Genomic DNA, 11,742 nt, shown 5'->3' with positions numbered 1-11,742 from the left:
CGGAGAGTCACAACGTGCGAAGTGCGAGCAGCGGGGTCTGGCCCAGCACCTCCCGGCCGTGCAGGAACGACAGCTCCATCAGGACGGCGAGGGCTTGGACCGTCGCACCGGCGTACCCGACGAGCTTCTGCGTCGCGGCCGCGGTGCCGCCGGTGGCGAGGACGTCGTCGACGAGCAGTACCCGGTCCCCCGCTTCGAGGGCATCGGTGTGCATCTCCAGGGTGGCCTGGGCGTACTCGAGCTCGTAGCTGACCGCGTACGTCGCCGACGGCAGCTTGCCGGCCTTGCGCACCGGCACGAACCCGACGCCCAGGGCCAGAGCGACCGGGGCGGCCAGGATGAACCCGCGCGCCTCCATGCCGATGACCTTGTCGACGACCGTCGCCCCGGACTCGTCCCGGCCGGCCGCGGCCAGCGCCTGCACGGTCGCGGTGAACGCGTCGTGGTCAGCGAGCAGCGGGGTGATGTCCTTGAACAGCACCCCCGGCTTCGGGAAGTCCGGGATGTCGCGGATCAGCGCGTCGAAGTACCGATCGATGTCGGACGAGGTCACTTGCCGCGCTTCGATCGGGGCTGCTTCGTCGGCTGCGGGCGGTGGGCCGACGCCGAGTCGCGGACCGGCGCCTTGGCCTCAGGAACGACCCGACCCGAGCCGCTCGCGGGCGGGCGGCTGACCGGACGCGGGGTGGTCGGGCGCTCCTCGACCGGGGCGCTGGGCTCCTCGCCCGCGACCGGGTCGGCGACCGGCATGCCCTCGACGAATGACGGGACGTCGGCGTACCGGTCAGCGTCGCGCTTGAGCCGCGCCTTGGCGCGTCGGTCCTGCTCGCTGATCTCCTTCTCCGCGGTCTTCAGCTGCACCACGAGCGGCGTCGCGATGAAGATCGAGGAGTAGGCACCGACGGCCATGCCGACGAACAGCGCCAGCGCCAGGTCCTTCAGGGCACCCGAGCCGAGGGAGAAGATGCCGACGTAGAGCAGCGCGCCGACGGGCAGCAGCGCCACGATCGAGGTGTTGATCGAGCGGACCAGAGTCTGGTTCACGGCCAGGTTGGCGAGCTCTGCGTAGGTCTTCCGGCTGCTGCGCAGGTCCTTGGTGTTCTCACGCACCTTGTCGAAGACGACGACGGTGTCGTAGAGCGAGAATCCGAGGATGGTGAGCAGACCGGTCACGGTCGCCGGTGTCACCTCGAAGCCGGAGAGCGCGTAGACGCCGACGGTGATGAGGATGTCGTGCATCAGCGCTACGAGTGCGGCCACTGACATCTTCCACTCGCGGAAGTAGCCCCAGATGAAGAGCACGACCAGGATGAGGAAGACGACGAGACCCTTGATCATCCGGTCGCGCACCTGCTGGCCCCAGCTGGCGCCGACCTCGGTCTTGGAGATCTTGGAGTTCGCGTCGACGTTCATCTTGGTCGCGATCGCGTTGGTGATCTGGTCGGCCTGATCCGGCGAGACCTCCTCGACCTGCACCCGGATACCGGACTTGCGCGCCGTGGTGACGATCGGCGACGACGCTTCCTTGATACCGGTTCCTGCGACGGCATCGCGGACCTTGTCGGCGTTGGTCTGGGTCACCTGCGACTGCGGCAGCGACACGGTGAACTCCGCGCCGCCCTGGAACTCGATGCCGAGGTTGAGGCCCTTGACGAACAGACCGCTGACCGACAGCACCAGGATCACGCCGGAGATCGCGTACCAGAGGTACTTGCGCCCGACGAAGTTGATCGAGGTGTCGCCCTCGTAGAGGGCGTTTCCGAGCCTGCTGAACTTGCCCATCAGGCCTTACCTCCCACGAGACCGGCCTGCACCGCGGCAGGGTGGTCTCCGTCGATACCGAGGGTCTCGGCGGACAGGCCGGAGAACCGGTGTCCGGAGTTGAAGAACGGACGCCGGGCGAGCAGTGTCACCGACGGCTTGGTGAACCAGAAGAACACCGCGAGGTCGATCAGGGTCGAGAGACCGAGGGCGAACGCGAAGCCGCGCACGACGCCGATGGCGAAGATGTAGAGCACCACCGCCGCGATCAGCGAGACCGCGTCCGCGGCCAGGCAGGTGTTCCGGGCGCGGACCCAGCCGGACTCGACGGCGACCCTCATCGACTTGCCCGCACGCATCTCGTCACGGATGCGCTCGAAGTAGACGATGAACGAGTCCGCGGTGATACCGACCGCCACGATCAGACCGGCGATACCGGGCAGCGTCAGGGTGAAGCCGGCCGCCTTCGCGAGCAGCAGCACCAGCGCGTACGTCACGCCCGCCGCGACGATCAGCGAGGAGATCACCACGAGGCCGAGGCCGCGGTAGTAGAGCAGGCAGTAGATCATCACGATCGCCAGACCGATGATGCCGGCGAGGATGCCCGCGGAGAGCTGGTCACCGGCGAGGGACGGACCGATGATCTCCACCTGCGGATGCGAGTCGAAACGGATCGGCAGTGCGCCGTACTTCAGCGAGTTCGCCAGCGAGGACGCCGTCTTCTCGTTGAAGCTTCCGGTGATCTGCGCGGACCCGTCGGTGATGACCCCGTTGAACCCGGGGTTCGAGAGAACCTTGCCGTCCAGCACGATCGCGAACTGGCCACCGTTGTTGATCAGCGTGCGACTGATGTTGGCGAAGACGCCGACCGCCTTGCCCTTGAGCGCCAGGTTGACCGCCCAGACGGCCTGGTTCTGCGGGATGCCGGCCGAGGCGCTCTTGAGCGAGGTGCCCTCGATCACCGCCTTCGAGAGCAGGTACTTGACCTTGTTCGTCGGGTCACAGGTGATCAGCGGCTGGTCCGGGTTGTCGGCGACCGGGGTGGTGTCGCCGTTCTTCGGGCACTTGAAGGCCGCGAACTTCGTCAGCCACTCGGTTCCCGGGTCCGCGGCCCACTTGATCGGGTCGTTGATCGAGGCGCCCTTGTCCACGCCGGCGGGCGTCGTCGGCGTCGGGGTTGCCGTCGGCTTGGCCGTCGAGGTCCCGGTCGGAGTCGCCGTCGGGGTCGCGTCGGCCAGCTTGGGAGCCGGACGCGGCTTGGGCGTCGAGGTGGCGCTCGTGGTCGGGGTCGCGGTGGGCGTCGACTTCGCCGTGGACTTGCCCGTGGGCGTCGCCGTGGGTGTCGCCGTCGCGCTCGGCGTCGGCGCCACCGGGCTACCGTCGCCGGCGCACGACTGGCCCCCGCACTGCGCCACCAGGCGGAACCGCAGTTGGGCGGTGCGCTTGACCGAGTCGACCAGGCTGCCGCTGTTCTTGCCCGGGATCTCGACCACGATGTTGCGGCTGCCCTGGACGGTCACGTTGGCCTCTGTGACACCGGTGCCGTTGGCGCGCTGGTCGATGATGCTGCGCGCCTGGTCCATCTTGGTCTTGGTCACGCCGTTACCGACGGCCTGCAAGGTGATCCGGGTGCCACCCTCCAGGTCCAGGCCGAGCTTCGGCTTGAACGTGCCACCGAGGGCGGCGAGACCGTAGAGCACGCCGACCACCAGGAAGAAGGTGATCAGGGTGCGTCCCGGTCGGGACGTCTTCTTGGCCACGGTCCAGCGTCTCCTCAGTCTTCGGATTCGTGCTCTGCGGGTGGTGCTTCGGTCTCGTCCACCTGGTCGGGCACACGTCGTACGACGACCTGCCGGGCCACCGTGATCACGGTGCCCTCGGCGATCTCGAGCCCGACCCGGTCGTCATCGACGGAACGGACGGTGCCGAAGATACCTGCGGAGAGGATCACCTCGTCGCCGATCTCGATGTCCGCCTGAAGTTCCGACATCTGCCGCTGCTGCCGGCGCGCCGGCCGCGTGACCAGGTACCCGAGGCCCACCAGGGCAACCAGGAACACCAGGAACTGCGCCAGCTCTGGGGACACGGTGGACTCTCGGATCGGGTTCGGGGGGTCTGGTGCGCCCATCAGCAGGCATTGGCACCGCCGGGAAGTGTAACCACCTTACGCGGCATGAAGGACCAGGTCCCCGAGGCTTCGACCTCGGGGACCTGGATGAAGACCCGCGTTCTTAGACAGCCCTGATGTCAGCTGTACGGGTTCGAACGGGTGGTCCCGACCTCGCAGCCGCTGTTGTCGCAGGCCACGTTGGCGTCGCGCTCCTGCAGCGTCAACCAGACAGACCTGATCTTGTACCCGTAGTTCGGAACCTTGTAGTTCGTGAAGGAGACAGACCCATTCCCGCAACCGTCTGTGTCCTTAACAAAGGTAATCGGACCGATAGCGTTGTTCATCGAGGCGCTGGTTACACCGTCAAGTACCAAGTAGGCGCCGGCACCGTCCGCGGGGCAGACATCGGTGATTGTTCCGGTGAGAGTGACGGTCGTGGCACTCGTCCATGTGATCTTGATGGTTGCCTTGGCTTGGCCTTTCGGCGTCCCGCCAAGGGTCGTGGCCAACGTGACCGTAGTAGTTGTCGCAGCTTGTGAAGCGGGACCGGTAAAGGCCACACAGAGGACGACACCGATGACTACCGCCATCGAGCGAAGAAGGTTCTTTAGCACCGAGACTCCTATTTGCTTTTTGGTTCCGAGAGTCAAAACTCGTTATGACTTCCGGAACGTAACACCGAAATACCATCGGTGCTGCGATAAGGAGAAGCGGTCTAATCAACCGTCGAACAGGCCCGGTTGACGATCGCTCTGCGCCGGTGCCGGTACGTCGAGACCGAGGTGAGCCCACGCGGCGGCGGTGGCGACTCGCCCGCGGGGCGTGCGCGCGAGCATCCCGTTGCGCACCAGGAACGGCTCGGCGACCTCTTCGACCGTCTCGCGCTCCTCGCCGACGGCGACCGCGAGGGTGCTCAGGCCGACCGGTCCCCCGCCGAACCGGCTGCACAGGGCGTCCAGGACGGCACGGTCCAAGCGGTCCAGGCCGGACTCGTCGACCTCGAACAGGTCGAGCGCGCGCCGGGCGATGTCCCGGGTCACCACGCCGTCGGCGCGGACCTGGGCGTAGTCGCGCACCCGCCGCAGCAGCCTGTTCGCGATCCGCGGGGTGCCGCGCGAGCGCGAAGCGATCTCCGCGGTGCCGTCCGGCAGGGTCTCGACCTCGAGCAGTCCCGCCGAACGCCGGACGATCTCGTCGAGCTCGTCGGCACCGTAGAACTCCAGGTGCCCGGTGAAGCCGAAACGGTCGCGCAGAGGGCCCGGCAGCAGGCCGGCACGGGTGGTGGCGCCGACGAGCGTGAACGGCGGGATCTCCAGCGGGATCGCGGTCGCTCCCGGCCCCTTGCCGATGACCACGTCGACACGGAAGTCCTCCATCGCCAGGTAGAGCATCTCCTCGGCGGGACGCGACATCCGGTGGATCTCGTCGACGAACAGCACGTCGCCCTCGTTGAGACCGGACAGGATCGCGGCGAGATCGCCGGCGTGGGTGATCGCGGGCCCGCTCGTGAGCCGCAGCGGAGCCGACAGCTCAGCGGCGATGATCATCGCCAGCGTGGTTTTGCCCAGGCCGGGCGGACCGGAGAGCAGCACGTGGTCGGCCGCGCGGCCCCGGGACCGGGCAGCCTGGAGCACCAGCGACAGCTGCTCGCGCACCCGTTCCTGGCCGATGACCTCGTCCAGCGATCGGGGGCGCAGTGCGGCTTCGACAGCACGCTCGTCGGCGTCGGCCTCGCCGCCGGTGAGCGCGGAGCGCTGCTCCAGGCTGCGCTGCCTCAGAAGCTCCAGCTCTGCTTCTTCCAGGGCCGCCTGGATCGAGGACTCGGGCTTCTCGGTCACAGCGCCCTGCTCAGAGTCTGGAGCGCGAGCCGCAAGAGGCGCGCGACGTCCGGGGTTTCCATCTGGTCAGCCTCGGGAGTGACGGCGGCGACGGCCTTGTCGGCCTCCTTGCCGGACCAACCGAGCCCGACGAGGCCACCGTGCACCTGGGTCTGCCACCCGGACCCCGTCACCGTGGTCGCGGCGGTGCTGGTGACCGTCGACCCCGGCGCACCGATCCGATCCCGCAGCTCGAGAATGATCCGCTGAGCACCCTTCAGCCCGATGCCGGGGACAGCGGTCAGCGTCTTGACGTCGTCGGTGCTCACCGCACGACGGATCGACTCGGGGCTCATCACCGCAAGCATCGCCTGGGCCAGCTTGGGTCCGACGCCGCTGGCTGTCTGCACGAGCTCGAACATCTGCTTCTCGTCCTCGTCGGCGAAGCCGAAGAGGGTGAGCGAGTCCTCGCGGACCACCATGCTCGTCGGCAGCGTCGCGGCTCCCCCGGTCGAGAGTGCAGCCAGAGTGTTCGGGGTGCACTGGAGCTCCAGACCGACCCCACCGACCTCGAGCACTGCCGAGGTCAGCCCGATCGCGGCGACCCGTCCGCTGACGAACGCGATCACCGCGCGCCTCCTGCTGCCTGGGCAGCCACCGCCGCCTGGATCCGGTTCGTGGCTGGGCCGCGCCAGATGTGGCAGATCGCCAGCGCGAGCGCGTCGGCGGCGTCCGCCGGCTTCGGCACCGCGTCCAGCCGGAGCAGGCGCGCGACCATCGCTCCGACCTGAGCCTTGTCCGCGCGACCGCTGCCGGTCACCGCGGCCTTCACCTCACTGGGCGTGTGCATGGTGACGGGGATACCGCGCGCCGCCGCGGCCACGAGCGCGAGACCGCTGACCTGAGCGGTGCCCATCACGGTCTTCACGTTCGCCTGCGAGAACACCCGCTCGACCGCGATCGCATCCGGTGCGGTGGCGTCGATCCAGGTGTCGATGCCGCGCGAGATCAGCAGCAGCCGGTCCTCGATCGGGAGCTCGGGGGTCGTCTTGACCACTCCCACCTCGACCAGGGTCAGCGCCCGCCCGATGCCGCCCTCGACCACGCCGACGCCGCAGCGGGTCAGTCCCGGGTCGATCCCCAGCACACGCATGGTGGTCCACTCCTGGTTGCCGTCGTACGAACACCTGTTCGGATAGAACTTAACCAGACCCGGCCTGCCGCGCGACGCCGACACACCGAACCCGATCGTGACGGTGGCACGATGGCGAGATGTCCTACCCGGCACCCCAGTACGACGGACCCGGCGAGCGAAGCGCGTTCGGACGCGTGTCCTCCGATCCCCCGGACCTCGGAACGCCTCCGGGCAACACGGTCGACTACCTGGCGACCCACGCCGCCACCGACGGCGCCTTCGGGCTGTACCGGTGGAACTTCGGCCCGCACGTGAGCGGCCCGGACCCGCACTTCCACAAGACCGTCTCCGAGTCCTTCTACATCCTGTCCGGGACGGTGCTCATCCACGACGGCGACGGGTGGAAGCCGCAGGCGCCGGGCGACTTCGTGCACGTCCCGCCGGGCGGCATCCACGGGTTCAAGAACGAGTCGGGCGAGCCGGCCTCGATGCTGCTGCTCTTCACCCCCGGTGCGCCGCGCGAGGAGTACTTCGAGACGCTGTTCGCCGGCGGCACCGCGACCATGACCGAGGAGGAGAAGGCCGCCTTCTTCCTGCGGCACGACAACTACTGGCTCTAGGCCGGTAACGCTCAGGCCTCGATGGAGGCCATCACGTCGTCGGATACGTCAAAGTTCGCGAAGACGTTCTGGACGTCGTCCAGGTCCTCGAGCGCGTCGATCAGCTTGAAGATCTTTGTGGCGCCCTCGGCGTCCAGCTCGACCTGCATCGACGGCACGAACGAGGCCTCGGCGGAGTCGTAGTCGAGCCCGGCCTCCTGCAGCGCCGAGCGCACGGCCACCAGGTCGGTGGCCTCGCTGACGACCTCGAACGAGTCGCCGAGGTCGTTGACGTCCTCGGCACCCGCGTCCAGCGTCGCCTCGAGCACGTCGTCCTCGCTGACGTCCTTGCCCTCCTGAGCCTTCGGCAGCACGACGACGCCCTTGCGGTGGAACAGGTACGACACCGAACCCGGGTCGGCCAGCGAGCCGCCGTTGCGCGTGGTCGCGGTCCGGACCTCCATCGCGGCACGGTTCTTGTTGTCGGTCAGGCACTCGATGAGGATCGCGACGCCGTTCGGGCCGTAGCCCTCGTACATGATCGTGGTGTAGTCGGCGCCACCCGCCTCGGCACCGGACCCCCGCTTGACCGCGCGCTCGATGTTGTCCTTGGTGACCGAGGACTTCTTCGCCTTCTGGATCGCGTCGAAGAGGGTCGGGTTGCCCGCCGGGTCACCGCCACCCATCCGGGCCGCGACCTCGATGTTCTTGATGAGCTTGGTGTTCATCTTGCTGCGCTTGGCGTCGACGACAGCCTTCTTGTGCTTCGTAGTCGCCCACTTGGAGTGGCCAGACATCAGCGTCCCTTTCCTAGCCCTGCGGCGGTTGAGCTTGTCGAAACCACCATCTCGACGAAGACCCGGTGGATGCGGCTGTCGCTGCCCACCTCGGGGTGGAAGGACGTCGCCAGCAACGGTCCCTGACGGACCGCGACGATCCTACCTGCGGCGTCGCCGCTCGCCACTCGTGCGAGCACCTCGACGTCCGCGCCGACCTGCTCCACCCAGGGCGCACGGATGAAGACCGCGTGCACCGGGTCGTCGAGTCCGGTGAAGTCGAGGTTGCCCTCGAAGGAGTCGACCTGGCGGCCGAACGCGTTGCGCCGCACCGTGATGTCCAAGCCTCCGAGGGTCTCCTGGTCGGAGGTGCCGTCGACGATGCGGTCGGCCAGCATGATCATCCCGGCGCACGTCCCGAACGTCGGCATTCCGCCGGCGATCCGTTTCTGGATCGGCTCGAAGAGCTCGAAGGTGCGAGCCAGCTTGAACATCGTCGTGCTCTCGCCGCCCGGGATGATCAGGCCGTCGCAACGCTCGAGCTCAGACGGCCGCCGCACACCGATCGCCTCGACACCAAGACCGGCGAGCGCGTGCAGGTGCTCGCGGACGTCGCCCTGGAGGGCGAACACGCCGATGGTCGGGGAGGTCATCCCTCGATTCTAGAAGCGCGCAGAGCGCTAGGCGTGACAGGCCTGGTTCGCGCCCGAGCCGTCGTAGAACCAGGCAACCGACGTCAGGTTGCCTCCGGGCGTGACAGCAGTGATCGACACCGTGCCGCCGGCACCGTTCTTCCCGATGGTGGTGGTCGTGAACGGCGAGGTCTTGTTCGTCAGCGTGCTGCTCGGGTTGCTGATGTTGACGTTGTAGCTGGTGGCTCCCGTGACACCGGTCCACGTCACCGTGATCTCTCCCGATGAGGTGTTGCGCGAACATGCGGTGATCACCGGACCCCACGTACCCGAGCTGATCGTCGACGTGCCGACCGTCGCCTGGTCGCTCCACAACGCCCAGGTCGACTGGCCCCACCCGGAGACGACCGCGACACCCAGGGCGAGCAGCGCGCCGGCCGTCACGATCCGGGCCGGGCCGCGACCCGGCCGGCGCGGCGGAGTCTCGTCCCCGACCTCCTCGAGCAGCGGAGCGGGCTCGGACTCGGGCTCGACCGGCGCGGGGCCGTCGCCGCCCTGCTCAGGGCGTCGCCGGGCGACGAGCAGCAGCATTCCCGCGACGTACAGCGCCAGCAGGTAGCTGCCGGGAGCGTTCGACAGCCAGCTCACGACGTACCCGGCGCGCGGCACCGAGAACCAGAGCCGCTGTGCGTGGGTGACCCGGTACAGGGCGTCGTCGGGCGCGTTGTTGGCATCGCCCTTCAGACGCAGCGTGGAGACGTCGTCGTGGTAGGTCACGTCGACGACCCGGTGGGTGACCCGGTCACCGCGCGCGGTCTTGACGGTCACCACGTCGCCGACCTTGATGTCGGGGGCGTCGATGCCGCGCGCGAAGCCAAGAGAGCCGGTCGGGATCCCCGGAGACATCGAGCCGGAGCGGAAGATCAGCGGCCGCACGCCGGTGACCAGCGCCAGGACGGTGAGCAGCAGTGCGACGGCACCCAGGACCGCGGTGACGCTCAGCGCCACCTGTCCCGCTCGGTGCAGCGTCTGCGACGCCCGGTCTCGGATCACGGCAGCTGGTTCGCGTTGAAGGTGAAGCCGACGTTGGTGGTCGCGTTCTGCAGCGAGGTCGAAGCGCCGGTCGGCAGCGTCGCCTGGATGCAGAGCGTCTCGGTGGCGCCCACGGCCAGCTGGCGCGGCGTGGTCGAGGAGACCAAGCTCGCCGCGAAGGCGGTGCCGGTGTTCGCCAGCGTCGCCCCACCGCAGGTGCGGCTCGGTGCGCTGCCGGTGACCGTGCTCGCGCCGGTCACCTTCACCACGAGTGCGGCTCCCAGGCCCTTGGTGTCCGCGTTCGAGGCGGTGGCGTCGACGTAGTAGGTGAACGGCGAGTTGCCGGCGTTCTTGACGGTGATCACGCCGGCGACGGTGTTGCCCGGCACCATCCCGGTCAGGTTCAGCTGGGTGTACGCCGAGTCGTTCGTCGTCAGGTTGTTCACCTGGAGGTCGATGCTGCCGGTGGTGATCGTCGTACCGGTCACCGTCGCGCTGTCGCTCCAGAAGGCGAACGTCCCGGTCGCCGCCGTGCCGAGGACCAGTCCGAGGCTGAGTGCAGCCCGGGCACGCGTGCTCCGGAGACGGCGGGCGAGATCAAGCTTGGGCATGGGAGGGCCTTTCCTCGAGACGGGTGACGCGTCGGCGGCTGTAGCCGATGAGTCCGGTGCCCGCTGCGACCAGCAGCGCACCGAGAAGGAGCATGGTCGGGGTGACGACGGTGCCGGTGCCCGGCAGGTCGCCGTGCCCACCGTTCCCGTTGTTGTTTCCGCCTCCGCCGTTGGACGGCGGCTGGACGGCGGTGGTGTCCTGACTGAGGCTGACCTTGAACCGGAAGTCGAGCCGCAGCTGTTGCGAGCTGTTCGTCGAGGCCGGGTCGAAGTCGACCTTTACCGAGAGCTTGCGCACCGCTCCGGCGGCAACGACGACCTGCTTCACGAGCTGGTGGTCCCCGGCGGTGGCCGCCGAGGTGTAGTCGCCGTTGCCGACCTTGGCGGAGATGGAGAGGTCACCGGTGTCGATCAGCGACTCGACCGGTCCGGTGAGCAGCGTGACGTCCAGGACGCCGTCGTCGCTGCTCTGGTTGCGGACGTAGAACGTGCGGACCTCGGAGTCGCCCGGCACCCAGCGCAAGGCCGGGTCGAACAGGGGTCCCGGCAGGGCGTCCCCCCAGGTGACGCCGTCCGGGCTCAGCCCCAGCTCGCCGGCCGCGGAAGCAGGAGGGACTCCCAGGCCGATCAAAGCGGTGGCTGCAGCGATCATCAGGCCGAGACGGGCGCGCCAGGTCATGACCCGACCTCCTCGAGCTCGCGTGCCGCCGTCCCGGGTTCGGTCCGGCGGCGCCGGGTTGCCCGGTGGTCCCGGGCCGCTCCGGCGAAGGAGAACAGGGCGTAGCCGAGAAGCAGCACCACCGAACCCATCACCACGAGCTCGCGGACGTCGCCGTCGACGAGCAGCGAGGGATAGGCCAGGTACGGCACGGCGTAGACGCGCTTGCCACGCACCTGCTCCGGCCGGACCGGGGAGGGATCTGCCACCTGGTTCGCATCGCCCTTCATGATGAACGAGTAGGTGCCGGAGAAGGTGACCTCGACGCGCTCCACGCGGTGGGTCGCGACGGCCTTCTTCCCCGACTCGATCTGGTAGGTCAGCACGTCACCGACGCGGACCTGGTCGGGCTCGACCGGCTTGACGACGACCAGGGTGCCCGGCGGCATCTTGGGTCGCATCGAACCGGTCAGGATCGTGTACGACGTGGCACCCATCAGCTTCGGGACGACCACGGCGAGCGCGAGGACCACGACGACGAGCCCCGTGACCAGCAAGGCGACTGCCTTGCCGGTCACGGTGCGCACGGTGCGCAGGCTCATCGACGAACT

15 protein-coding genes are annotated in these 11,742 nt (G+C 68.4%); 1 reads left to right on the top strand and 14 read right to left on the bottom strand.

What is annotated here, in order from left to right:
• Positions 1-7 precede the first annotated feature (7 nt).
• The 8 genes from EFL95_RS09250 to ruvC form a co-directional block, all read right to left on the bottom strand.
• A complete protein-coding gene (locus EFL95_RS09250) occupies positions 8-553 on the bottom strand; it encodes an adenine phosphoribosyltransferase (RefSeq protein ID WP_123233705.1) in 546 nt (181 codons plus the stop codon).
• A complete protein-coding gene (gene secF / locus EFL95_RS09245; RefSeq protein WP_123233704.1) occupies positions 550-1,782 on the bottom strand; it encodes a protein translocase subunit SecF in 1,233 nt (410 codons plus the stop codon). The genes EFL95_RS09250 and secF overlap by 4 nt, the downstream gene beginning before the upstream one ends.
• On the bottom strand, positions 1,782-3,521 hold the full coding sequence (secD, locus tag EFL95_RS09240) for a protein translocase subunit SecD (RefSeq protein ID WP_123233703.1): 1,740 nt from the start codon (positions 3,519-3,521) through the stop codon (positions 1,782-1,784). Before secD ends, secF begins: the two co-directional genes overlap by 1 nt.
• A gap of 14 nt (positions 3,522-3,535) precedes the next feature.
• Positions 3,536-3,847 (bottom strand): preprotein translocase subunit YajC, encoded by a 312-nt coding sequence (gene yajC / locus EFL95_RS09235; RefSeq protein WP_183407111.1) that lies wholly within the window; start codon positions 3,845-3,847, stop codon positions 3,536-3,538.
• 161 nt (positions 3,848-4,008) lie between these two features.
• Positions 4,009-4,485, bottom strand: coding sequence for a hypothetical protein (locus tag EFL95_RS19220; RefSeq protein ID WP_148045024.1), 477 nt, complete (start codon positions 4,483-4,485; stop codon positions 4,009-4,011).
• Positions 4,486-4,590: 105 nt separating this feature from the next.
• Positions 4,591-5,634, bottom strand: coding sequence for a Holliday junction branch migration DNA helicase RuvB (gene ruvB, locus EFL95_RS09230; protein ID WP_342773208.1), 1,044 nt, complete (start codon positions 5,632-5,634; stop codon positions 4,591-4,593).
• A 71-nt stretch (positions 5,635-5,705) separates the two neighbouring features.
• Positions 5,706-6,317 carry a Holliday junction branch migration protein RuvA gene (ruvA, locus tag EFL95_RS09225; RefSeq protein ID WP_123233701.1) on the bottom strand — a complete coding sequence of 204 codons (612 nt, stop codon included), beginning with the start codon at positions 6,315-6,317 and terminating at the stop codon, positions 5,706-5,708.
• Entirely contained in the window at positions 6,314-6,832 is a 519-nt protein-coding gene (gene ruvC / locus EFL95_RS09220; protein WP_221176428.1) for a crossover junction endodeoxyribonuclease RuvC, read from the bottom strand. Before ruvC ends, ruvA begins: the two co-directional genes overlap by 4 nt.
• Positions 6,833-6,960: 128 nt before the next feature.
• Here ruvC and EFL95_RS09215 point away from each other — a divergent pair, with 128 nt between their 5' ends.
• Complete coding sequence (locus EFL95_RS09215; protein ID WP_123233699.1) at positions 6,961-7,443, top strand: cupin domain-containing protein; 483 nt, start codon at positions 6,961-6,963, stop codon at positions 7,441-7,443.
• An 11-nt stretch (positions 7,444-7,454) separates the two neighbouring features.
• On the opposite strand, the gene EFL95_RS09210 is transcribed toward EFL95_RS09215, so the two are convergent.
• Genes EFL95_RS09210 through EFL95_RS09185 form a run of 6 tightly spaced genes read right to left on the bottom strand, consistent with a single transcriptional unit; the run spans position 7,455 to position 11,733 of the window.
• Positions 7,455-8,219, bottom strand: a complete 765-nt coding sequence (locus EFL95_RS09210; protein ID WP_123233698.1) for a YebC/PmpR family DNA-binding transcriptional regulator — start codon at positions 8,217-8,219, stop codon at positions 7,455-7,457.
• Positions 8,219-8,851 carry a pyridoxal 5'-phosphate synthase glutaminase subunit PdxT gene (pdxT, locus tag EFL95_RS09205; RefSeq protein WP_123233697.1) on the bottom strand — a complete coding sequence of 211 codons (633 nt, stop codon included), beginning with the start codon at positions 8,849-8,851 and terminating at the stop codon, positions 8,219-8,221. The genes EFL95_RS09210 and pdxT overlap by 1 nt, the downstream gene beginning before the upstream one ends.
• A gap of 27 nt (positions 8,852-8,878) precedes the next feature.
• A complete protein-coding gene (locus EFL95_RS09200) occupies positions 8,879-9,838 on the bottom strand; it encodes a signal peptidase I (protein WP_183407110.1) in 960 nt (319 codons plus the stop codon).
• A gap of 41 nt (positions 9,839-9,879) precedes the next feature.
• On the bottom strand, positions 9,880-10,473 hold the full coding sequence (locus EFL95_RS09195) for a TasA family protein (protein ID WP_123233695.1): 594 nt from the start codon (positions 10,471-10,473) through the stop codon (positions 9,880-9,882).
• Positions 10,460-11,152, bottom strand: a complete 693-nt coding sequence (locus EFL95_RS09190) for an LPXTG cell wall anchor domain-containing protein (RefSeq protein WP_123233694.1) — start codon at positions 11,150-11,152, stop codon at positions 10,460-10,462. The genes EFL95_RS09195 and EFL95_RS09190 overlap by 14 nt, the downstream gene beginning before the upstream one ends.
• A complete protein-coding gene (locus EFL95_RS09185) occupies positions 11,149-11,733 on the bottom strand; it encodes a signal peptidase I (RefSeq protein ID WP_123233693.1) in 585 nt (194 codons plus the stop codon). The genes EFL95_RS09190 and EFL95_RS09185 overlap by 4 nt, the downstream gene beginning before the upstream one ends.
• Between the last annotated feature and the right edge of the window lie 9 nt (positions 11,734-11,742).

It is taken from the genome of Nocardioides marmorisolisilvae (genome assembly GCF_003725775.1).
Lineage (GTDB): Bacteria > Actinomycetota > Actinomycetes > Propionibacteriales > Nocardioidaceae > Marmoricola > Marmoricola marmorisolisilvae.
The sequence above is the reverse complement of the archived record's forward strand: the minus strand, read 5'-3'. Positions and strand labels throughout refer to the sequence as shown.